Source organism: Staphylococcus nepalensis, assembly GCF_014635045.1.
Lineage (GTDB): Bacteria > Bacillota > Bacilli > Staphylococcales > Staphylococcaceae > Staphylococcus > Staphylococcus nepalensis.
Genome location: NZ_BMCF01000003.1, coordinates 147,218 through 170,739 on the forward strand (window position 1 = coordinate 147,218; position 23,522 = coordinate 170,739).

The 23,522-nt window shown below is 33.7% G+C and carries 25 protein-coding genes; 20 read left to right on the forward strand and 5 right to left on the reverse strand.

Going from position 1 to position 23,522, the window contains the following annotated elements:
* Positions 1–53: 53 nt before the first annotated feature.
* From IEU88_RS06255 to add, 11 genes are all read left to right on the forward strand, one after another.
* Entirely contained in the window at positions 54–788 is a 735-nt protein-coding gene (locus tag IEU88_RS06255) for a phosphoadenylyl-sulfate reductase (RefSeq protein WP_103372489.1), read from the forward strand.
* 188 nt (positions 789–976) lie between these two features.
* Positions 977–2,800 carry an assimilatory sulfite reductase (NADPH) flavoprotein subunit gene (locus IEU88_RS06260; RefSeq protein ID WP_170006801.1) on the forward strand — a complete coding sequence of 608 codons (1,824 nt, stop codon included), beginning with the start codon at positions 977–979 and terminating at the stop codon, positions 2,798–2,800.
* Positions 2,790–4,526, forward strand: a complete 1,737-nt coding sequence (locus IEU88_RS06265) for an NADPH-dependent assimilatory sulfite reductase hemoprotein subunit (protein WP_242692958.1) — start codon at positions 2,790–2,792, stop codon at positions 4,524–4,526. The genes IEU88_RS06260 and IEU88_RS06265 overlap by 11 nt, the downstream gene beginning before the upstream one ends.
* A 22-nt stretch (positions 4,527–4,548) precedes the next feature.
* Positions 4,549–5,322, forward strand: coding sequence for a uroporphyrinogen-III C-methyltransferase (gene cobA, locus IEU88_RS06270; protein ID WP_096811120.1), 774 nt, complete (start codon positions 4,549–4,551; stop codon positions 5,320–5,322).
* Positions 5,323–5,335: 13 nt separating this feature from the next.
* Positions 5,336–6,070, forward strand: a complete 735-nt coding sequence (locus IEU88_RS06275) for a sirohydrochlorin chelatase (RefSeq protein ID WP_096811119.1) — start codon at positions 5,336–5,338, stop codon at positions 6,068–6,070.
* A 38-nt stretch (positions 6,071–6,108) separates the two neighbouring features.
* Positions 6,109–6,720 (forward strand): NAD(P)-binding protein, encoded by a 612-nt coding sequence (locus IEU88_RS06280; RefSeq protein WP_103372486.1) that lies wholly within the window; start codon positions 6,109–6,111, stop codon positions 6,718–6,720.
* 26 nt (positions 6,721–6,746) lie between these two features.
* Positions 6,747–7,652, forward strand: a complete 906-nt coding sequence (locus tag IEU88_RS06285; RefSeq protein WP_096811117.1) for a sulfite exporter TauE/SafE family protein — start codon at positions 6,747–6,749, stop codon at positions 7,650–7,652.
* Between the two features lie 21 nt (positions 7,653–7,673).
* Positions 7,674–8,849: a sulfate adenylyltransferase gene (sat, locus tag IEU88_RS06290; RefSeq protein WP_103372485.1), complete on the forward strand. Its 1,176-nt coding sequence runs from the start codon at positions 7,674–7,676 to the stop codon at positions 8,847–8,849.
* Positions 8,850–8,877: 28 nt separating this feature from the next.
* On the forward strand, positions 8,878–9,492 hold the full coding sequence (cysC, locus tag IEU88_RS06295) for an adenylyl-sulfate kinase (protein WP_096811115.1): 615 nt from the start codon (positions 8,878–8,880) through the stop codon (positions 9,490–9,492).
* Between the two features lie 32 nt (positions 9,493–9,524).
* Complete coding sequence (locus IEU88_RS06300; RefSeq protein WP_096811114.1) at positions 9,525–9,725, forward strand: hypothetical protein; 201 nt, start codon at positions 9,525–9,527, stop codon at positions 9,723–9,725.
* Positions 9,726–9,993: 268 nt separating this feature from the next.
* Positions 9,994–10,968 carry an adenosine deaminase gene (gene add / locus IEU88_RS06305; protein ID WP_103373414.1) on the forward strand — a complete coding sequence of 325 codons (975 nt, stop codon included), beginning with the start codon at positions 9,994–9,996 and terminating at the stop codon, positions 10,966–10,968.
* Between the two features lie 169 nt (positions 10,969–11,137).
* On the opposite strand, the gene IEU88_RS06310 is transcribed toward add, so the two are convergent.
* The 3 genes from IEU88_RS06310 to solA all read right to left on the reverse strand — a co-directional run bounded on the left by IEU88_RS06310 (position 11,138) and on the right by solA (position 14,413).
* The gene (locus tag IEU88_RS06310; protein ID WP_103373415.1) at positions 11,138–11,998 is read right to left on the reverse strand and encodes a LysR family transcriptional regulator; all 861 of its coding nucleotides are present in this window, start codon (positions 11,996–11,998) and stop codon (positions 11,138–11,140) included.
* 94 nt (positions 11,999–12,092) lie between these two features.
* Positions 12,093–13,226, reverse strand: a complete 1,134-nt coding sequence (locus IEU88_RS06315; protein WP_103373416.1) for a M20 family metallopeptidase — start codon at positions 13,224–13,226, stop codon at positions 12,093–12,095.
* 2 nt (positions 13,227–13,228) lie between these two features.
* Positions 13,229–14,413, reverse strand: coding sequence for an N-methyl-L-tryptophan oxidase (gene solA, locus IEU88_RS06320; RefSeq protein WP_096811110.1), 1,185 nt, complete (start codon positions 14,411–14,413; stop codon positions 13,229–13,231).
* 506 nt (positions 14,414–14,919) lie between these two features.
* Here solA and IEU88_RS06325 point away from each other — a divergent pair.
* Positions 14,920–15,051, forward strand: a complete 132-nt coding sequence (locus IEU88_RS06325) for a beta-class phenol-soluble modulin (protein ID WP_103373417.1) — start codon at positions 14,920–14,922, stop codon at positions 15,049–15,051.
* 185 nt (positions 15,052–15,236) lie between these two features.
* Here IEU88_RS06325 and IEU88_RS06330 read toward each other — a convergent pair whose 3' ends face one another.
* Entirely contained in the window at positions 15,237–15,845 is a 609-nt protein-coding gene (locus IEU88_RS06330; protein WP_103373418.1) for a class I SAM-dependent methyltransferase, read from the reverse strand.
* A 299-nt stretch (positions 15,846–16,144) separates the two neighbouring features.
* On the opposite strand from IEU88_RS06330, the gene IEU88_RS06335 reads away from it, so the two are divergent.
* The 3 genes from IEU88_RS06335 (at position 16,145) to IEU88_RS06345 (ending at position 18,444) form a co-directional block, all read left to right on the forward strand.
* Complete coding sequence (locus tag IEU88_RS06335) at positions 16,145–17,332, forward strand: FtsW/RodA/SpoVE family cell cycle protein (RefSeq protein ID WP_103373419.1); 1,188 nt, start codon at positions 16,145–16,147, stop codon at positions 17,330–17,332.
* Positions 17,329–17,913 (forward strand): phosphatase PAP2 family protein, encoded by a 585-nt coding sequence (locus IEU88_RS06340; RefSeq protein ID WP_103373420.1) that lies wholly within the window; start codon positions 17,329–17,331, stop codon positions 17,911–17,913. Before IEU88_RS06335 ends, IEU88_RS06340 begins: the two co-directional genes overlap by 4 nt.
* A 63-nt stretch (positions 17,914–17,976) precedes the next feature.
* On the forward strand, positions 17,977–18,444 hold the full coding sequence (locus IEU88_RS06345) for a nucleoside deaminase (RefSeq protein WP_096811105.1): 468 nt from the start codon (positions 17,977–17,979) through the stop codon (positions 18,442–18,444).
* Between the two features lie 86 nt (positions 18,445–18,530).
* Here the strand turns inward: IEU88_RS06345 and IEU88_RS06350 are convergent, their stop codons facing one another.
* Entirely contained in the window at positions 18,531–19,316 is a 786-nt protein-coding gene (locus tag IEU88_RS06350; RefSeq protein ID WP_103373421.1) for a VLRF1 family aeRF1-type release factor, read from the reverse strand.
* 364 nt (positions 19,317–19,680) lie between these two features.
* Here IEU88_RS06350 and IEU88_RS06355 point away from each other — a divergent pair, with 364 nt between their 5' ends.
* From IEU88_RS06355 to IEU88_RS06370, 5 genes are read left to right on the forward strand one after another with little or no spacing between them, the layout of a single operon-like run.
* A complete protein-coding gene (locus IEU88_RS06355) occupies positions 19,681–20,079 on the forward strand; it encodes a hypothetical protein (protein ID WP_096811103.1) in 399 nt (132 codons plus the stop codon).
* Between the two features lie 42 nt (positions 20,080–20,121).
* Positions 20,122–20,439 (forward strand): general stress protein, encoded by a 318-nt coding sequence (locus IEU88_RS06360; protein ID WP_096811102.1) that lies wholly within the window; start codon positions 20,122–20,124, stop codon positions 20,437–20,439.
* A gap of 17 nt (positions 20,440–20,456) precedes the next feature.
* Positions 20,457–21,353: an ABC transporter ATP-binding protein gene (locus IEU88_RS06365; protein WP_096811101.1), complete on the forward strand. Its 897-nt coding sequence runs from the start codon at positions 20,457–20,459 to the stop codon at positions 21,351–21,353.
* A 2-nt stretch (positions 21,354–21,355) separates the two neighbouring features.
* Entirely contained in the window at positions 21,356–21,742 is a 387-nt protein-coding gene (locus tag IEU88_RS13670) for a hypothetical protein (protein WP_229719027.1), read from the forward strand.
* Between the two features lie 20 nt (positions 21,743–21,762).
* Positions 21,763–22,944, forward strand: coding sequence for an ABC transporter permease (locus IEU88_RS06370; RefSeq protein WP_229719028.1), 1,182 nt, complete (start codon positions 21,763–21,765; stop codon positions 22,942–22,944).
* The last annotated feature ends 578 nt before the right edge of the window (positions 22,945–23,522 follow it).

A 23,522-nucleotide genomic window follows, 5' to 3' on the forward strand; every position in this document is an offset into this window, starting at 1 on the left:
ATCAATCTAATTATTAATTATTGATGAATGGTAAGAGGAGGGCGAATAAATTTATGCATGAATCAAAAATTACATACGACCATTTTAATGCAGATGCCTCTGAATCAATAAATATTGATGATGAAACGAAAGGCGCACGTGAAGTTGTGACATGGGCTTATCAAACCTATGGAGAGTCAGTTATTTATGCTTGTAGCTTTGGCGCTGAAGGCATGATACTGATTGATTTAATTTATAGTGTTAAAAAGGATGCTCAAATTGTATTTTTAGATACAGGACTTCATTTTCAAGAAACGTATGACTTAATTGATCGTGTTCAAGCACGTTATCCAGAATTACGTATTAAACTTAAAAAGCCAGAGCTCACTTTAGACGAACAAGCGTCACAGTATAACCCAGCACTTTGGAAAAATGCACCGAATCAATGTTGCTATATTAGGAAAATTAAGCCTTTGGAAGATGTTTTATCAGGTGCCACTGCTTGGATATCTGGATTGCGCAGATCACAGTCACTAAGTCGTCAAAATACGGTGTTCATTAATAAAGATGAACGATTCCAATCAGTCAAGATTTGCCCTTTGGTACATTGGACGTGGGAGGATGTATGGCACTATATTAAAAAATATGAATTGCACTATAACGAATTGCACGATTTTAACTATCCAAGTATCGGTTGTATACCGTGTACTGCGGCTGTTGAAGGGCCTGGGGATTCACGTGAAGGAAGATGGACAAATTCAAATAAAACTGAATGCGGACTCCATACTACAGATCATCCTTCTCTATAGTTAAAATCTATTTTTTTATTATTAATCCTTAGTATTCCAATCAGATAGATATAGTAAAAAAGAATTGATGCCATAGCGGGCTTAAATATCATTTAGATATGTGAAACGTCATGGTTCAGTATAATTTTTAAAGATATTTGAACAAAATCTGAAAGTAATTTAAAAAATTAAAATGAGGTGAAATGGTTGTGAATTTATCTGTTATCAATAGTCCATTTGATGAAAATCAAGCTGCACAGCTAAACCAAATTATTCAAAATCTCACTATCGAGCAACAAGTTTGGTTGAGCGGTTATTTAACTGCAAATTTACAAAGCGTTACAACAAAACAAGAAACGCCCTCAGAAGTTGCGCAATTTGTATTAAATAAAGGGACATCTTCAAATAGTGATAGGCACATCACTGTGCTTTACGGTTCAGAAACAGGCAACGCCCAAGGCTTAGCTGAGAAGTTAGCGGACCGCCTTGTCGAACTTAATTTTAATGTGCAACTAAATGCTATGAGTGATTTTAAAACAAAAGAATTAAAAAAAGTTGAAGATTTATTTGTAATTTCGTCCACACATGGTGAAGGTAACCCACCAGATAATGCGATAAGTTTTCATGAATTTTTACATGGTAGAAAAGCACCTAACCTAGCAGACGTCCGTTTCTCAGTATTGTCTTTAGGGGACGCATCCTATGAATTTTTCTGTCAAACCGGTAAAGAATTTGATTCGCGCCTTGAAGCACTAGGCGGGGCACGCTTAGTAGAGAGACGAGATTGTGATTTAGATTACGATGATGTGGCTGAATCGTGGATGGATCATATTATTGAACAATTGAGCGACAAGTCCTTGAGTGAAGAAACAGCATCGACAACAAATGAAGTCCAGTTGACGAACGACAAACATTATTCAAAGTCTCAACCATATAAAGCAGAAATATTAGAGAATATTAATTTGAACGGTAGGGGTTCTAATAAAGAAGTAAGGCATATCGAATTACAATTTGAAGATTATGGTGAAGCGTATGAACCAGGCGATTGCTTAGTCGTTATTCCAGAAAACGATGAAAAATTAGTAGATAGATTGTTAGAAATTTTAAATTGGGACGCTCAAATAGATATACCTATCAATGAAAAAGGTGATGTCCTCACATTGAAAAACGCATTGCAACATCATTTTGAAATTACGAAACTAACTAAAACTTTGTTGCAGAAAGCTGCAGAATTATTTGATAATTCAGATTTATCAGAACATGTTTTAGATTATGAATGGATTAAATCTTATATATATGGCAGAGACTTAATTGATTTAATTCAAGACTTTCAACCTAAGGCACTTGCACCTGAAGCGCTTTATCAGTTTTTAAGAAAATTACCTCCAAGAGAATACTCCATAGCAAGTAGTTATGAAGCAAACCCTGATGAAGTACATATAACAGTTGGTGCAGTCAGGTATTACTCACATCAACGTGATCGTCAAGGTGTGTGTTCGATTCAATTAGCTGAACGCTTGGAAGCAGGAGAATCAGCATCGGTATATTTAAAGAAAAACCCGAATTTCAAATTCCCGTTCGATGAAGCTACGCCTGTGATTATGATTGGTCCTGGAACGGGGGTGGCGCCTTTCAGATCATATTTACAAGAACGTGAAGAGCTGGGTTTAAACGGTCAGACTTGGTTGTTTTTTGGAGAACAGCATTTTACAACAGATTTTTTATATCAAACAGAATGGCAGGATTGGCTTAAAACAGGCGTGCTGAGCAAAATAGATTTAGCATTTTCAAGAGATACTAACGAAAAAGTATATGTTCAGCATAAAATTGAAGAACAAAGTGAAGCATTCTATGAATGGCTGATAAATGGCGCTGCATTATATGTTTGTGGCGATGAACAGTATATGGCTAAAGGCGTTCATGAAGCCATTCATAATGTTTTAGTCAAAGAAGGCAATATGTCTGACGAAGAAGCTGAAGTGTATTTGACACAAATGAAACAAGACAAACGATATCAAAGAGATGTTTATTAGAAAGGGAGTTGATTACGTGTCAGAATCAAATTTAAATTTTTCAGAAAAATTGGATGAGATGGAGCGTATCAAAGCAGATAGTAATTATCTTCGTGGAACAATTGTTGAAGGATTAGCAGATAGAATTACAGGCGCTATTTCAGAAGAAGACACTAAATTAATAAAGTTTCACGGCAGTTATATGCAAGATGATAGAGATATTCGCGATGAACGACGTAGGCAAAAACTGGAACCCGCATATAGTTTCATGATTAGAGTTCGGGCGCCAGGTGGAGCTTCAACACCAGAACAGTGGATTGCAATGGACGACATAGCGAATCAATATGCGAATCAAACGATTAAATTAACGACAAGACAAGCTTTTCAATTTCATGGGGTCTTGAAACGTAATCTAAAGCAAACCATGTTTGATATTAATCAATCTTTACTCGATACACTAGCTGCTTGTGGAGATGTGAATCGAAACGTGATGTGTAACCCCAACCCTTATCAGTCCGATGTACATGCTGAAATCAATCAAATTGCAAGTGATATCAGTAGTTATCTTTCTCCTAAAACACAAGCATATCATGAAATTTGGTTAGATGGAGAGAAAGTGTTAGACACCAGTGACCAAGAGCCAGAACCACTATATGGCAAAACCTATTTACCACGTAAATTTAAAATTGGTATCGCTGTACCTCCTTCTAACGACATTGATGTGTTTTCACAAGATATCGGTTTGATTTCTATTATTGAAGATGGTGTTTTAGTAGGGTTCAATCTTACAGTTGGTGGCGGTATGGGTATGAAACATGGCAATACCGCAACGTATCCACAAGTGGGCCGTTTAATAGGTTATTTCCCTAAAGCAGAAGTCGTAGATGTTTGTGAAAAAATACTTACGATTCAACGTGATTATGGAAATCGTGAAGACAGAACCAACGCTCGATTTAAATACACAGTTGACCGTAAAGGTGTCTCATGGATCACTGATGAGTTAAACCGTCGTTTAGGTTGGGATTTAGAATCAAAACGTGCTTTTCATTTTGAAGATAATGGTGATCGATATGGGTGGACCGAAGGCAGTGGTAAACACCATTTTACTTTGTTTATTCAAAATGGACGTATTAAAGATACTGAAGAGTATAAATTAAAAACTGCGCTTAGAGCCATCGCTGAGATACATACTGGTGACTTTAGACTTTCTCCTAATCAAAATTTAGTTATTGCAAACGTAGAAGCGGAGAAAAAGGCGGAAATTGAAGCGTTGATAGAACAATACAATTTAACCGATGGGGCACATTATACTGGGCTACGCAGGAATTCTATGGCTTGTGTAGCGTTTCCAACTTGTGGTTTAGCAATGGCTGAATCTGAACGTTATTTACCTTCACTTATTACTAAAATAGAAGCTTTATTGGATGAAGCTGGTTTAAGTGAAGAAGAGATCACTATCAGAATGACAGGATGTCCAAACGGATGTGCACGCCCCGCGTTAGCAGAAATTGCATTTATTGGTAAAGCACCTGGTAAGTACAACATGTATCTAGGAGGCGGATTTGCTGGCGATCGTTTAAATAAATTATTTAAAGAAAATATTGATGAAGCAGAAATATTAAAAAGTTTGAGACCAATTTTATTGCAATATGCACAAGAAAGAACAGTGAATGAACGTTTCGGTAATTTTGTAGTAAGGGCAGGCATCATAGAAGAAGTGACAGACGGCCAATTATTTCATAGTTAAAATTTGGAAAGCAGGTGACAGTATGGGGAAAGTATTTTTAGTTGGTGCAGGACCTGGAGATCCTGATTTAATTACAGTTAAAGGACAAAAGGCGATTGAAAAAGCGGATGTTATTCTATACGACCGTTTAGTAAACCCAGAATTATTAGGTTATGCGTCTTTGACTGCTAAGTTGATATATTGTGGGAAAGATCCGAATCATCAGTCTATTTCACAAGCAGATACAAATCAGATGCTCGTTGATTTGGCTCAAGAAGGTCATACTGTTACACGTTTAAAAGGAGGCGACCCTTTTATATATGGTAGAGGTGGAGAAGAAGCAGAAATACTAGCTAGATATAGTATACCATTTGAAATTGTACCTGGTATTACTGCAGGTATTGCAGCGCCGGCCTATGCAGGTATTCCAGTGACTCATCGAGACTATAGTTCTTCGGTGGCTTTTGTTTCGGGTGTCATTAATAAAGATATTGATAAAGACGAATATTGGAAACACCTTGCGTTAGGGCCTGAAACGTTATGTATTTATATGGGCGTGAAAAAGTTACCTAAAATTGTTGAATTATTAACGCAAAATGGCCGTGACCAAAAGACGCCCATTGCACTCGTTCATATGGGTACTTCTCAATTACAAAAAACAGTAGTAGGCACCTTAGAAACCATCATTGATGAAGCTAAAGAGATCGAAAACCCAGCTATGATCATCGTAGGAGAAGTTGTGAAACTGCGAAACCGTATTAGTTGGTTTGAAGCAACATATAAAAATGAATTATTGACGCAACTCACATATCAATAATGGAGGGCTTGAGATGCAAGGTGTCTTATATGTTAGTCATGGAAGTCGTGTAGCAGAAGCAGTTGAAGAAGCAACATCATTTATTGAACTTGTTCAAGCGCAAGTGGATGTACCTTTACAAGAAATTTGTTTTTTAGAATTAGCAGAACCAGATATATCACAAGGTTTTCAAAAGTTAGTAAACCAAGGAGCAAATGAGATTGCGATTATTCCTGTATTACTTTTAAGTGCAGGACACTATTATAAAGACATTCCTGAAGAAATCGAGTATAGTCAGCAACAGTTTCCTGAGGTAAAAATAGTTTACGGGCAACCCTTAGGCGTACAAGCGCGATTAACAGAAATACTAAAACAGCGTCTTGAAAAAGTAGATATTACGCCTAACTCAGACGCTAAATTATTAATTATTGGAAGAGGAAGCTATAATCCTCAAACGAAAAAGGATTTCTCTATAATCAAATCACAACTATCGGCTATGTTGCCATCTAACAATATAAGCGTATGTTATTTAGCAGCTTGTGAACCATTATTTGAAGATGCGTTAAATCATGCAGTGGACGAAGGGTATTCACAAATATTCATTCTACCTTATATATGGTTCACAGGTATTTTAGACCAATATATTGCTAAGGTTGTGAATGATTATCAGAAAAAAAGCGATATTATCTTAACAGAGCATCTTAGCCATCATGAACATTTGCAAACAGCGCTAAAAGAACGTGTTGAAGAGGCATTTCAAAATATTTAATGACTTAAAAATGGCGGTTAATAGCAAGGAGTGACATTATGGATTTCATCCCTTTAATGGTTGATCTTTCACAGAAACAAGTCGTTGTTATAGGTGGCGGAAAAATTGCAGCACGTCGTGTGAGCGTTTTAACACAATATACAAAACGAATCACTGTTGTTAGTCCTACAGTGACAGAGGGTTTAGAACACTTGGCCAAACAACAATCGATTCAATGGCATAATAAAATATTTGAAAATAGTGATGTGGAAAAGGCTGATTTAATTGTTGCCGCAACAAATGATGTAGCTACCAACCAAGCTATCTTGAATGCAAAACCAAGTAAAGCTCTAATTAATATGGTAGGTAAAGCAAATGCTGGCGATATTTTGTTTCCTAGTATTTTACGACGTGGCAAATTAACCATCAGCATTTCAACACAAGGTGCTAGCCCCATGCTTACAACTCATATTTTAGAGGCATTGCAACAATATTTTAACAGTGCGTATGGTGATTATGTTGATTTTTTATATGACTGTAGACAACGAATCAAGCATAGCTCACTTATATCTACAGAGAAGGAAACATTTTTGAAAAAAATGTTAAATGAAAAATATTTAAATATCAACAAGCAACAAGAAGTTAGAAAGTGGTTAGATACTTTAGATTAAATTGAATTGAGAGGAGGCATCATTCTATGTATAAATTATTCATTTTTGCATTAGCGGGTTTTCTCGCACAATTGATTGACGGTTCATTAGGTATGGGATTTGGCGCGTCATCATCCTCTATATTATTGACATTTGGCGTGGCGCCGGCGATCGTATCAGCAACAATCCATTTTTCTGAAATTGCTACTACAGCAGCGTCCGGGACATCACATTGGAAGTTTAAAAATGTGCATAAACCAACGATGGTTAAACTAGCAATTCCGGGTGCTATAACAGCATTCATTGGTGCTGCGATATTAAGTCATATACACAGCGATTTTATTAAACCATTCATTGCTATATTTTTGTTAACAATGGGGCTCTATATTTTATACCAATTTTTATTTACAAAAGAAAAATCTGTCTCAAAAACAAAGACAAAAACATCACGCTTAATCTTAATTCCGCAAGGTGCAGTTGCAGGTTTTTTAGATTCTATAGGCGGTGGTGGATGGGGACCAGTCAATACGCCATTAATGCTTGCTCAAAAGAAGTTAGAACCTAGGTATGCAATTGGTACTGTATCAGCGAGTGAGTTTTTCGTGACGGTGTCTGCTTCTCTAAGTTTTATTATTTTTCTCGGTTGGAGCCAAATCAACTGGTGGCTTGTAGTATCTTTAAGTATTGGTGGCATGGTTGCTGCACCATTTGCTGCATGGTTGGTGAAGCTTTTACCCATGAATATTCTAGCCGTCTGTGTAAGTGGTTTAATTATTTTTACAAACAGTAATTCACTTATCAGCGTCGTCGGGCTGAATCAAACTTTAGCTATTACGATTAAAATTGCACTTATTGTTATTTGGTTCGTGTTAATACTATTTGCTTTATACCAAAATAATAAATTACCATTTTTGAATTTTAAAAATGAATCCAACGTAAATAAACTAGATTAATTCAATAAGGAGTGTGACAAAATGTCATTAATAAATGAAAAACAACAAGCTACAATCCAACCTCACGGTGGTTTACTTGTAAATAGAGAAGTCAGTGGTACAGCTAGAGAGCAATTAATCAAAGAAGCCGAAAACTTAGAACCCATTACTTTAAATTCATGGAGTTTGTCAGATTTAGAATTAATTGCTATAGGCGGGTTTAGCCCATTAACAGGGTTTATGAAAGAAGCAGATTATACAAAAGTTGTTGAAGATTTACATTTAGAAAATGGTTTAGTTTGGAGTATCCCAATCACATTACCTATAACAACAGAACAATCCCAAAATTTGAATATTGGTTCTCGAATTGCTTTATATGGCGAAGATGATGTTTTGTATGGCGTGCTCGATTTGGAGGAAAAATATACGTATGACAAACAAAAAGAAGCGCAACTTGTATACGGCACTACAGATGTTGATCATCCAGGGGTAAAGAAAGCTTATGAAAAAGGTGACGTTTACCTAGCTGGACCAATTTATTTATTAAATAGACCTAAACATGATGAATTTGTGGATTACCATTTAGACCCGTCAGAAACAAGACAGTTATTTTCAGATTTAGGTTGGAAAACGGTAGTTGGATTTCAAACTAGAAACCCGGTGCATCGTGCACATGAGTATATTCAAAAGGCAGCATTAGAGGCTGTAGATGGTTTACTATTAAACCCTTTAGTAGGTGAAACTAAATCAGATGATATACCAGCTGCTGTTCGTATGGAGAGTTATCAAGTCATACTGAAAAAATATTACCCAGAAAATAAAACACGCTTAGTTATTTATCCAGCAGCGATGAGATACGCAGGTCCAAGAGAGGCTATATTACACGCTACAGTACGTAAAAATTATGGTTGTACACATTTTATCGTAGGGCGCGATCACGCAGGTGTAGGTAACTATTACGGAACCTATGAAGCGCAAGCGCTTATTTCAAAATATGAAGCTGAATTAGGTATCCGAATATTGAAATTTGAGCATGCTTTTTATTGTAAAACTTGTGAGAATATGGCTACAGCAAAAACATGCCCTCACGATGCTTCAGAACATTTACATTTAAGCGGCACAAAGGTTCGTGAAAAATTGAAAAAAGGTGAATCTTTACCTAAAGAATTCTCAAGACCAGAAGTGGCAGAAGTACTGATTAATGGATTGAAAGAATAGCAGAATGAAAAGGAGTGCATATTGAGTGATGGGAAAATCTAAACATATAACGTGGCATGCTTCGGAAGTGACAAAAAGTGAAAGGCAACAACGTAATCAACATAAAAGCGCTGTGATCTGGTTTACAGGATTATCAGGATCAGGGAAATCAACGATATCAGTAGCACTTGAAAAAGCATTGTTTGCTCAACAAGTGCATACATATCGGTTAGATGGGGATAACGTTAGACATGGATTGAATCAAAATTTAGGATTTTCACCTGAAGATCGTAAAGAAAACATTAGACGTATAGGAGAAGTTAGTAAATTAATGGCCGATGCCGGCTTAGTGACAGTGACTGCTTTTATTTCTCCATATAAAGCAGATAGAGATGCTGTACGTCATCTCTTAGATGAAGCAGATTTTATAGAAGTCTATACAGCATGCAGTTTAACGGAATGTGAAGTTAGAGATCCAAAAGGTTTATATCAAAAAGTAAGAAGTGGGGAAATTGCAGAGTTTACTGGTGTCAACGCACCATACGAAGCGCCTACCGAACCAGAAATTATATTAGATACTGAAACACTTACTGTTGAAGCATCAGTGTCTAAAATTTTGGACTATTTACAAAAACATCAGTATATCAATACAGCACAAGTTTAACGAAAATGAATTATCGCTAAAGGGGCAATCGGATGGAATTATTAAATATTATTGCTTATACGTTACTTGTTGTATTTATTTTAGTAGTAGCTGCTGGTGTATACCTCGTAAATAAAGGCCAGAATAGAAAACATTTTCTTGTAGCACTAAAAATAGTTATCATATTAATGATCATATGTATTATTGGTATAGGTGCATCACTGTTAATATTAGGTTATTATCATCAATTTTAAAATTTAGTAATGAAACGTAACGGGGTTAGAAAATCAAATTTAATTTTTGATTTTTATCCCGTTTGTTTTTTTAATATTTTTATAAAAATACTGTGTTTTGAAGAAGTTGTGTATGCTTTAAATAGTTTTTGCAAAAATGGATTTACTTTATGTATAGTAATGTAAAAAATAAAGTGTTATATTATATGAATCATTTTTATGTAACATATATATTAACAAGATTAAATCGCAGAATGATATTAATTTAGAGGTAGGGAAGTTTACTATAATGGATAAAAGTATAAAAGATATTGCTAAAATTGAACTCCATTGCCATTTAGACGGTTCTGTAAGTGAAAAGTTAATTCGACAGTTAGCTCAAGAACAACAAATTAATTTGAACGAAGCTAATCTAATTGTGAGTGAGCAGTGTGAAAGTCTAGATGAATATTTAAAGTGTTTTGATGAAATATTAAGCGTATTGCAAACAGCAGATAGCTTGAAAAGGGCAGTTATAGACGTTGCGCAACAAGCCTATGAGGATAATGTGAAATATATAGAAATTCGTTTTGCACCTTTGTTACATATGGAACAAGATATGACGCTCCTAGAAATAGTAAAGGCCGTTGAAACGGGGGTTGAAATTGTACAAGAAACAATGGATATTAAAGTGAATTTATTAATTTGCGCTATGAGACAACATGAACGATCTACAAATAAACAATTGTTTGATGATTTAGATGTATACAACAGCGAGGTGATACGGGGTATTGATTTTGCAGGACCAGAAGTAGGGTTTCCGCCACATACCATTCAAGACACCATTCAATACGGATTAGATAAAGGTATGCATTTAACGTTACATGCTGGTGAATGTGGCTGTAAGCATAATGTGTTAGAAGCAATTAAAATAGGAGCTAAACGTATTGGTCACGGTGTTGCTGTTAACTTGGATGAAGCGGCATTGCAAGAAGTTAAAGCGAATGATGTATTATTAGAAATATGCCCTAAAAGTAATTTGCAAACCAAAGCGATAAACGCTTTGTCAGAAATAAACATACCTTATTTATTAAACAATGATATACCATTTGTTATTAATACAGATAATCGAACAGTGACACAAACTTCATTAAATGAAGAATATGAATTACTGTTTAAACATCAATTAATAGATTTAGAACAGATGAAATATATTAACCAACGTGCAATTCAATATGCATTTTTAACTGAACCGGAAAAGCACCGATTACTTGAGTCGATGTAAAAAACCTAGTGGTTAGTAATACTTATGTAATCCGCTTAGCCCTAGTAATTCTTATGCAAGCGCCTTAGCGCTTGTATTCATTTTGTAGAGGTGGGCAAATAAATTAAACAGATAAACGATTTGGTTAGTAAATATATGCACATTGTAATGGTAAAAGTGTGCCATATCTTTAATCCTGGTTAGCGAAGTTTTTAACAGTTTGGATAAAGTTAGACGTAGGGGCATTTAAATGGTAATTTGAATTCCAAATAAAGTCTGTTGATATATTGCTGTATTTTTCTGGTAAGGCATAACTATATAATTCACCGTTCTCTAAGTCATGTTGAACTGATGATTCAGGTACTAAACTGATGCCAATACCCGATTTAACGCTTCCAATAATTGTTTCTAATGTTCCAAATTCTACAAGATTTGGTTTTTTAATATTTTCAGATTTTAACCAAGATTCGAGATTCCTTCTATAATTACATCCTTTTTCAAACACTAAAAACACAGAAGATGCTATATCTTTTAAGTCCATGGTATCCACATTAGATATCAGTACTAATTTTTCCTTAAATAACTCTATTTTATTTATGTCATGATGTTGTTTAAATCCTGTGACAAATGCGCAATCTAAACGTTGATTGACCACTTTTTGAGAAATATTCGCAGTAACGTCGGTGTATAAAGATAGAGCAACTCGTGGATATTTTTTACGGAACATTGATAGTACTTTCGGTAATTTAGTAATTGTTTCTACTATACCAATTTCAATTTTTCCACTAGACATTTCTTTCTTTTGGAAAGTACTTTCCATTTCATTCAATACATCCATAATTTTTTCAACATATATTTGGAGTTTTTCGCCATCTGAAGTCAATGTTGTTCCTTTTTTATGACGTAGAAAAAGTTGTGTATTGAGCTCTTGTTCTAATCGTTTTATACGGGAGGTAACATGAGATTGGACAAAATTAAGTGATTTGGCAGCACGACTAATACTTTGATATTGGCTAACACTTTGAAAAATCTTTAAATCTTTTATTTCCATAATATCATCCGCCTTTTTCATTTGAGGCCATTATACATGAAAAGATTTATTTTAGAATGAAAAAAGAACTGCCGGCAGTATACCGGCAGTCTATTTATTTTGCAAATTGTTTAATTAAGTTTTTGAAAAAATCAATAGAACGTTCGAATGCTTTGGCTTCAACGTATTCATTTGGTTGGTGTGCTAATGTTTCAATACCAGGACCATAAATTAATGTGGGAATATTGCTGTCCGGATTGAGAACAGAACCATCCGTGTAATAGGCCATGCCTGTAATGTTATTTTCATTTGAAATGTCTAAGGCATTTTGAATAATTTCAGCGTTTTCATTAGTTAAAACCGTAGCGCGGTCAAGTAACACCTGCGTACTTACCTTTGGAGATGTGTTGTCCGAAAAAAGTTGGTTTAAACGTTGATTAAATTGATTATAAAGATTGTCATGAATATTAGGTGTAACTGTTCGAATATCGACATTTAATACACATTGGTCAGGAATAACGTTAGTTTGAATGCCACCATTAATCATATTTGCTGATATACTACTTTTGCCTAATGCAGCTGTTTCTTCAGCCCATTCTTCTTTTAAGTCATTAACCAAATTAATCACTTTATTCATACCTTCTACGGCATTTATACCTTGTTCGGGCATTGCGCCGTGTGCAGTTTTGCCAGTTAACGTGACTTCTATCCATAAAGCGCCTTTATGCCCAATGGCTACTTTTTCGCTAGTGGGTTCTGCGATAATGATGGCATCTATGTTATCCATAGTTGTACTTTGAACATAATGCTTGGCACCTATTGAATCTACTTCTTCTCCAGCAGTAGCTAAAAATTCAATATCTTTATTTAATTCATAGCCTTCTTCATATACAGATTCTAATGCGAGATATAAAGCGGCTAAGCCACTTTTCATATCACTTGTTCCTCTTCCGTATAGTTTTCCATCCTCAATTTCGCCTTTAAAAGGATCATATTTCCACTCTTGGGCACCAATTTTTACGGTATCTGTATGACCAGATAATAACAACTTACCAGCGTCACGTTGGTTACTTTTTAAAGTTACTGAAATATTACTTCTTTGGTCACTTAAATTGGTTATATCAAATGGTATATTTTTGGATTCACATCGCTTTTTAAAAACTTGCACTACGTTATCTTCGTTAGCTGGTGGATTAGTGCTATCAATATTAATCAATGATTTTAAAAAATCTAAATTAGATTGAGTCATTTTTATTTCCCCCTTGCTTTAAAAAATACTTTTGCTTTATTTTCAGGTTGTAAACTTGGACGTGTAATTTTAAATAGTGATATATCTTGTGTACTTTTCCCTTTAGTAACTAATTCATATAACACCTCTCCTATAGCGCTTGAAAACTTATAGCCGTGTCCTGAAAAGCCACCAGCAATCACAATATGTTCGTATCGAGGATGTTTATCTATGACAAAATTCTCATCTAATGTATTTGTAAACATACAAGTTTTGCCAACATTTATATTTCCGTAAGCTTGCTGCATATATTGATTTAAAAAATGACTAATATCGTTTTCATCTTTTTCGTAAGCGCCAAATGCTTTATTATAATACATTGGATCAATCGGGTCTCCATTATCATATCGGCCAATTTTTAAACCAGTGCCATCGATAGAAGGGAAACCATAGTAAACGCCGCTAGGAACGTCAGCAAAAAACCCGGGAAAACCATCTGATTTATATAAAATATCATCTGAATCAAACCATGCGATGGTCTGTCTAGATGGTTGAAGTTGCAACTGTAAACCTAAGTCATCTAATATTTTCTTATTCCAGGCGCCTCCAGTAATAATTAATTTATTTGCAGTAAATGTATTAGAATTTGTCTGAACGTTAACGACGTCATCAAACATATCGATATTCATAACTGGAGAGTTGGTTTTTAATTCAGCCCCATGGTTTAAAGCAAGTCTTTTAAAAGTACGTATACAATTTTGTGAAAATAAAACGCCTGCCTCAGGTTCATAGCAACCCATTTGATCAGGAGCTATTGTGATACCGGGCCAACGTTCATTAATTTCATCAGCTGATAATGTTTCAACATTTAGATTATATTTACGACCGCCATCTATTGCGGTTTGCACAAATAAAGAATCGCTTTGTCCAAAAGTGATGACTCCAGTATTAGAAAATATACGTTCGTTTGTTTCATTTTGAAGTTCATCCCAAAGTGTTTGCGCTCTTAAAGCAAGTGGTACGTATTCTAAGCCTTCCCCACAGGCATGACGTATTAAACGTGTATCTCCACTGTGGCTACCATTTTCATGCGGTGGGTCAAAAGCATCAATCATCAAAGTTTTGACGCCATTTTTTGCTAAATAATATCCCGCTGACATCCCCATAGAGCCTGCTCCAACAACAATAACTTCATAATGATTTACCATTTTCATTCCCCCTTTGTCGAATTAATTAAAATGATTTTAATTTGTGTAATTAACTTAAGTGTAATGGAGAGGAGACATAAGTGTAAAATTATAAAAAGAGATGACTGATATCACTAAAAGAGATGTCAAAATAGTGCTTTTTATTTTAAGTAGACAGGGTGAAGTGTCTTATAGAGATACGCCTCAACTAATGATGAGAAGATAGAGTTTAGATGAGGATTAAAAAATTCATTTTTGTGTTGGAAATGAATTTAACACTATTTTTGCTTAAGTGTTGGTTTTCAACGAATTTAATACAGTTAGGCATTTAAATAAATGGATTGAGAAAAATATAACTTTATAAACATTAGTTGTTATACAATTTAATTAAGCAAAACGTAAAGGGGTGTATTAACATGATGATTGCAGATATTATCGGTGGTATCATTAAATTAATCAAAACTTTAGTAGATACTTTCGCTTAAGTTACAAAATGAATTAAATCAATTTAAAGGAGTGCTTATATTATGTCAAGTATCGTAGAAGCAATTTCAAATGCAGTTAAATCTGGTTTAGACCATGATTGGGTTAACATGGGAACTAGTATTGCAGATGTAGTAGCTAAAGGTGTAGACTTCATCGCTGGATTCTTTGGTTAACGAGCACATTTCAATTCAATTTATACTTAATTTTTCAGAATAATACTTAAACAAAAAACTACTGCTATCACACTATGAGTGTCGATTTGCAGTAGTTTTTGTTTGTTATAAATTAAAGAAGAAGTAGTATAAAAAATGTATAAATATAAAGCGATTATGCAATTATTTTTGTATGTTTATACAGTTTATTTAAATTGCCCGGAGGCTATAAATAAACTGGCGTCTTTATTCATAAATATGTTTTGTCCATGGTAAAAAGTTTGGACATTGATATTTGAAAGCCCTAATTTAAATAATTCGCTACTGATGTCATCTTGTGCAAATCCATTATAGACTTTTGGATGGTAGACGTTTTTGTTTTTATCAAAATCAACTATAATGATTAGACCGTCTTTTTTTAAATAAGCTGTTAATCTTTGTAGTAGCTCCTTATAATTACCACTATGAAGTAATACAAGTGAAAGTATAATCACATCATATGATTGATCGACGATAGTTTGGTTTGAAGCTAGCGCATCACCTTTAATAGCTTCAATATGTTTCTTGCTTAATTTTTGAATTTTTGTATCACATATTTCAACCATTTTAGTTGAAGCGTCCAATATCGTAATGTGGTTGAAATGATGTTCAATGTTAAATGTGACAAGTCCAGTGCCACCGCCATAATCTAATAGGGATTGATAGGGTTGATTTTCTAATAACGTATTCACTTCGAGGGAGATGATTTCAGCTAGTTTAATTCTTTCATCATTATCATAATTTTGAGCGATTTGATTGAACTTAGATTGATTCAAGTTAAACATCCTTTTCTAATTCTAAAATAAATGTATATTCTATTTTTATAGTTATTATAGATACTTTAAGTCTGTGATTTATTTTAGCATACTAAAAAGCTAATCACAACCACGCGAAATCTTTAATTTTTTGTATAGCTTTAAGTGTATATATATTTATTTGATGTATAATTAAAATTATAAAATAATTTCTCATAAAATATTAAATATATATTAAATTAGGTAAGCCTAAAGTCTGATTGAGTAGGCTGTGTTTATCTGATTTACTAGAGCGTGGAGAGTTATAATGAGGTGCAGAAATGAGAAAATTATTTAAAATAATAGGACCGCGTTTAAAAGGTTTAGATTATGGAATGTTAGTTAGCTTTATTATATTAGGCATTTTAGGTGTCATAATGATATATAGTGCAAGTATGGTATCTGCGTCTAAAGGTGCCTTAACTGGTGGCATTCCTATTGAAAGTAATTATTTTATGAAAAGGCAATTTATCTTTTTGGTTATAGGCAGTTTGGCCGTTATATTTATAGCAACATGCATCAATATAAATGTATTCAAAAGATCTAATGTACAAAAAATGATAGTTTTAGGAACGTTAGTTTTATTATTAATCACGATTTTAATTGGTAAAGAAATAAACGGTTCAAGAAACTGGATTAATCTAGGTATATTTAGTTTGCAATCTTCTGAATTTCTGAAATTAGCTTCGATTTTTTATCTTTCTTATATCATTAACCAACGCGTTACAAGCCGTAAAGATTATAGTTTGAAACATATGTTGTCTCCACTTGCTATATTAGGTGTTGGATTATTACTTGTTTTAATGCAAGGAGATTTGGGTGGTACGCTTTTAACAGTAGCAATTATTGGTTGTATTTTAATATACTCGGATATAAAAAATAAGATAAAGTTTCAAATTAGCGTAATCACGCTAATTCCACTATTTGCGTATGGTGTTTATACGTTGATTTTTGATGCAAAAAATCTATATAGACTGAAAAGAATAAAAGTCATGTTAGATCCATTTAAATATGAAAACGATGCAGGTTATCAATTAACGAGTGCATTAACATCGATTGGCAATGGAGGATTAACTGGTAGAGGATTAGGTAATGGCATCGCTAAGTTAGGTTATTTACCTGAACCACATACCGATTTTATATTTACTGTTATCTCAGAAGAATTAGGACTGCTAGGTGTGTTATTTACATTAATAATTTATGGTTATATCTTAGTAAAAGGACTCATTTATGCGAATAAAACGAGTAATCAATTTTATAAATTGATTTGTGTTGGCGTTGTAAGTTACATATTTATGCAAGTGTTTATTAATTTAGCTGGTGTTTCTGGAATTATTCCATTAACGGGCGTAACCTTACCTTTATTAAGTTACGGGGGATCTTCCATGTTGAGTATTAGTATTGCTTTTGGAGCACTTTTAGCAGTAGCTAGAAGAATTAACAATGAGAGAAAGGATGTTGTAAGATGACTCAATTTTTAAAAGCAGCCCTTTCAGCTATTTTACTTATTATCATTTTAATTAGTATTACAATAGGTGTTGCAAACCCAATAGATCAAACGGTTTACGATATGCTACATACATATTTAAATTCATCTATTTTAATCGATTATCTTTATTTTGTTTCGGTCATTTTTGAACCAGTTATTTGTTTGATTGTAATTTTATGTATATTAGGCGTCTTATTTTTCTATAATAAAACCAAATTTTGGTGGTATGGTTTCTGGTGTTTTTCAGTATTTTTAATAGGCACATTTATGAAATATGCAATTCAACGGTCAAGACCCTCAGCTGCATTTGATGGATATAGTTTTCCGAGTATGCACGTGTTAAGTGTATGTCTCTTAGTGAGCTTAGTCTTATTAATCAAACGGAATAAGATGCTATATTTAATTGCAATTGTTTTAGTTATATCAATTATAGCGTCTCGTATTTATGTAGGCGCACATTATTTTACTGATACGATGAGTAGTCTTTTAGTCATCTTTATTATGATTCAGTCACTTCAATATGGAAACCAAACAGACGAAAAACTGGATAAAGTGGAATAATTTGCTATGGTAAATATATAGTTTAGTTATTTAATAAAGTAGATGATAAAGGAGGGAATCTATTTGGATAATGAACGTTATTTACATAGAGCTATTGAACTTGCTGAAGCAGCTTTAAATAAAGGGAATGAACCTTTTGGCTCACTTCTCGTAGATATTAAAGGTAATATTTTATTCGAAGATTTCAATCGCATCAGTAGTGGAGATGCAACTGAACATCCAGAAATTGCTATTGCTAAATGGGCTGCGACGCATCTTACCCCTGAAGAAAGGAAAACAAGTATTGTTTTTACTTCGGGAGAACATTGTCCAATGTGCGCTACTGCACATGCGCTCGTTGGATTAGATAAAATTGTGTATGTAAGTTCTTCGAATCAATTGGCTAGTTGGTTGGAAGAGATGAACGTTTCGCCCGCACCTTTTAAAAATTTGCCTATCGAAAGTGTCATTAAAGAAGCGAACGTTGAAGGTCCTTTTGAAGCCTTATCATCAAAAGTAAAAGACTTACATTGTCGTTACTATCAACAGTAAACATGAAGTCGTTTAATATGAATTCACCCCCGTCACTGAAAATAGTGAAGGGGGTGGTTTTATATGTGATTTAATTTGAGATGAAATTACGTTTCCATCACTTTTTTAATAATTTCAGTAGTGTTTGATTTTAAGATATTACTCGGTGTCACTTTATCAATTTCTACATTAAACATAGAACGCAATTTTTCAACTTCTTCTTTTTCTCCAGCTAAATATAATTGTTGCCAACCGTTCTTTTTGGAAGTTTTTTCGACGATAGAGGTTAAACTTTTTAGCCAACGTTCTTGATTTGCCTTAACACGCGCTTTGAACTCATCTCTTTTGGCACCCCCTTGGGTGTAATCATCACCTTGTGGGCCTTGATGTTGGCGCCAATCATTCGTATCTAAATCTAAAGTATAGTCATATTCTCCGATAGCTATACCGATTTCAGTTTCTATCACACGCGCTTTGTCTTGTTGTAATACCACGATGCCAGTATATGGATAACGTTCTGTTAATGATTTCAATTGATCCAATTTAGGCGTATCACCCCAATTAAATTCAGTTTCAATGGGCACGTTAACTAATTGTTCAAACCATAATGACTCGTCTGAAGTGATAAACAATAGCACACCGTTTTTAAAGTCAGGTTCTAAATCCTGCAATCTTTTTTCCACTTTTTTAATAATATCTTTGGATTGGTTCTTTTCCTCATGATTATTACTGTTTTTTGTTCGCTTAGCTAAATCTTGCAAGGCATTTTTAAGTTCTATTTTCCACTTTTCTCCTTGCTCGGGACGTGTATCTAAATACAATGAGAATACTTTTTGGTCATTTTGTTTACCGTTGAATTGTTTCAATTGGTTAAGTTCTTGTTGTAAAAGCATCATCCATCACCCTTTCAATTACATTTACTCTTAAAATTACCTTTTTTATATTTTTTAAACTTTACGTTTATATATTATTGATTTATGAATTACTTTATTTATTTTGGGGAATAATATAAGCGTAAAACAAAAAAGTATTTATTTTTTATAATCAGGTTTTTAATAAACATTGAATACGGAAAATTAATTTATCTATTATTTGATGATTTGACTTTTTATATTTTAAAGTTTTTATAAGTTGAATTAGCCATGACGGTCGTAGGAAAAGCATTTTGAAATGTTTAACCCTATTATGAATGGGAAAATTAAATATATTAGTATCATGTTATAACCAAATGATATAAATCATTAAGGGGGTCTTCATATGGGTACACTCATTTTTCTTTTAGTTATAGCTATAATCGTTATTATTTATTTACTTGTAAAACAAAAATTTGCGAAAGATTTTCAAATTCAAAAAAGTAAAAGATACAGAGAAAAAAGAGTTATGGATTTTATCCATAACGCATATAAAATAGAAAAAATTGAAGCGATTCATCAAAAACGTGATCATTTAGAACTCATTTATAATCGTAAAACTTTAGATGTGAAAAAAGAGCAAGTGATTTTCGTTGATGAAGCGGACCAAGAAAACGTCGAGTCTAAATTTAAGTTGACAGAAGATGATAATAAAGAAGACATGTTTGATAATATTTTAGAAAACACACATTTTTATATGACAAAAGAACGCTTTGATCATTTAATGATTCAATCTAAAAAGTAATTAATATTATGATGCGTGTATAGTTATAAAGGAGGCCTTTGTATGACGCCAGTGGTAAAAGGATATAGAATTGACGGTGACTTAGAAGTTGATGTTGTAGCACTACAAGATAAAGGTGTAGGTAGTCAAGATATGTACGTATTATCATTAGATAAAAGTCGTACTGACAAAATTGCTGAAGATACAGGAATTACAGGTATCGATATTGAAAAGGAAAACAACCCTGATAGAGTTGCTTTGAAAGAAAAACTTAAGGCAATTGGGGTAGATGATAATACTGTAGCCACATTTAAAAAGGATATGGACGAAGACAAAGTTTATCTAATCGTAACTGATTCCAGAGTGAAGGGATTATTGTAAAGTTTGTAGGTGATGAGATGGCATTACTCAAGGTTAGCAATCTTACTAAACGTTTCAACCACTTTCACGCTTTAAATGGCGTGAATATGGAGGTAAACGAGGGAGAAGTTTATGGATTTATAGGTCCGAATGGTGCTGGTAAATCAACGACGATTAAAGCAATTTTAGGTATGTTAAAGCCAACACAAGGCACGATTGAAATGTATGGCAAAGATGTGCATAAACACGCGGTTGAAGTGCATAAACATATCGCCTTTGTTCCTGGCGATGTTAACTTATGGCCCAACTTAACAGGCGGGGAGATTATTGACTTTTTCTTAAACTTGCACGGGCGTGCCAACCATGAACGGAAGGAAACATTGATTAAGCAGTTTGAGCTTGATGTCAGCAAAAAATGTAAATCATATTCAACTGGTAATCGTCAAAAAGTAGCGCTAATTGCAGCTTTTAGTATCGATGCAGATTTGTATATATTAGATGAGCCTACTTCAGGGTTAGATCCGTTAATGGAAGATGTTTTTCAAAAATGTATTGAAGAGATAAAAAGCCAAAATAAAAGTGTGCTCTTATCAAGTCATATTTTAAGTGAAGTAGAAAAGTTGTGCGATCGTGTAAGCATTATACGGAAAGGGCAAATTGTGGAAACTGGTACATTAGATGAAATGCGCCATCTTACAAGAATGCATTTTATTGTAGAGAGTACACAAGCTTTAAGTCACTTATCGCAAGTACCCGGGGTCCATAACTTAACACAAGAAGACGAAACTTATTATTTTAAAGTAGATTCTGAAAAAATTTCCGGGGTAATTAACTATTTAGGAAATTATGAAATCAAACGCTTAGCATCCCAACCTCCAACTTTAGAAGATATCTTTAAAAGACATTATGAAGACAATGATAAAGTTGGTGAGTAAATATGAAATCAAACTTTTATCAAACAACTAAAATTTTCTTGTTCTATTTAAAAAGAAACCGTTTGAAAATGCTATTGTGGCTTGTTATTTTAGTAGGTTTGACATTAATGATTCCACCAGCTTTTGAATCGATGTATCCAGATCCAGCTAAAATGACGCCTATTATTGAAATGTCTGAAAATCCAGCGATGGAAGCTATGCTCGGCCCAGGAGATTTTAGACAGGCCAATGTAGGGGTCTTATTTACCCATGAGATGATTTTATTTACTGGAATCATGTTAGCTATTATGAATATAACTATTTTAGCTAAAGACACGCGGGGCGATGAAGAAGATGGCAGGACAGAGATTTTGAATGCTTTACCTATCGGCAGACAAGCTACTGTATAAGCCATTTAGCGATGTGTATGTTGCTCAACATTTGCTTTGCTTTATTAACTACATTAGGTTTAGTGTCGCTTGGTATTGAAAGCATAGATTTTTCTGGCGCCGTGATTTTTAGCGTGACGCTGGGTATGTTTGGTATTATGATTGCAACGTTTACTATTTTAATAGCCCAAATAGTAGCCACGAGCACTGAAGTAGTCGGTGCTGGCATTTCATTTTTATTAGTTATGTACTTACTACGTGCTTTTGGTGATGTAAGTAATGAGAAACTTTCGTTGATTTCGCCTATGGGCTGGTTATCAAGAAGCTACGCTTTTTCAGAGAATAACTGGTGGCCTTTTTGGTGGATGCTCATATTATCAATTATCGTAGTATGTCTTAGTTTTAAATTAAACGCAATGCGAGATATGAATGAAACTTTGTTACCTAAAAGTGTACATAGACGTCATGCAAAATGGTATATGAAATCTCCATTAGGTTTACAAATAAGACTTCAAAAATCAGCATTTATTTATTTTAGTATTGGCTTGTTTGTATTAGGTTTATCATACGGGTCTATCTTTGGCGATATAAATGACTTTTTTGAAAATAACCCTTTATTAAAATCTATGATACCTAATGCATCGGGGAATTATGCGGAACATTTTTTACCACAATTAATGTTAATCATGGCAATGGTCAGTACTATCCCCGCATTGATGACTTTATTTAAAGTTAAAAAAGAACAAGATAAAGGTTATACAGTTTTTGTATTATCCAAACCTTTATCACGCGGTAAATATTTGTTAAGTTTTTGGTTGCTTGCATTAGTAAATGCTGTTGTAATGTTGTTCTTATCCGGATTAGGTTTGTATGTTGGGCAATATTATGCTATGAAGGAGCCTTTCCAATTCGATACAATCATTACTTCGGCAATTGTCCATGTACCCGCTATACTTGTATTTATCGGCATAGGCACTCTTATCGTTGGATGGGGCATGCGCTTAATCTTAGCGGTTTATGCTTTTTTAGCTTATACCTTTTTAGTTAACTACTTGGGTGTGTTGTTAAATATTAAAGCGTGGATGAAAGATATCACCCCTTTTAAACATATACCGCAATTGCCAATTGAAGATTTTCATATACAACCATCCATTGTTATGTTTATTATCTTTGTTGTGCTAAGTATTATAGGGTTTATTGGTTTTGGTAAAAAAGACTTATAGTTAACACGTTCTCAAAATTAGATGTTTATATGACGGAACTGATTAAGAAACAGGGTTTTACTAAGATTAGTCTATTGCTTTTTAAATATCAGCTTGTAAAAGTAACCTTATATGATTGATTTTCAAAAAAATATGTTAAGTGTGTTTTTGAGTAAAGCGAAACAAATTAAATTTTTGTTTCGTCTCTTTCGTGTTTTATAATCAAGAGAAATAGCGTTTTATAGTGTCGGTACATTGACGTAGTAGTATTATATTATGCCAATATACCGACTTTCTTTGTTTATACATTTTTTATGAAACGCCTCTCAATAGTATTGTAATGATTCTATTACCTCAATTGCCCTTTTCATGTGAAAATAACTTATATTCTACTTTAATTCAGGGTAGAAGCGCACAGTCATCGGCACCATGATTTTGGATTGTTTTTGATAATACCATTATAATATAGGTCTTTTATTAGCTTGTTGTTTGTATGTAAAATATACGTTTTCACTTGCTTTCAATATAACTGTTTTATAATTCCTACAATAATGAGTTGATGACGCATATTAAAAGGGTGATTCTATTAATAAGATAAA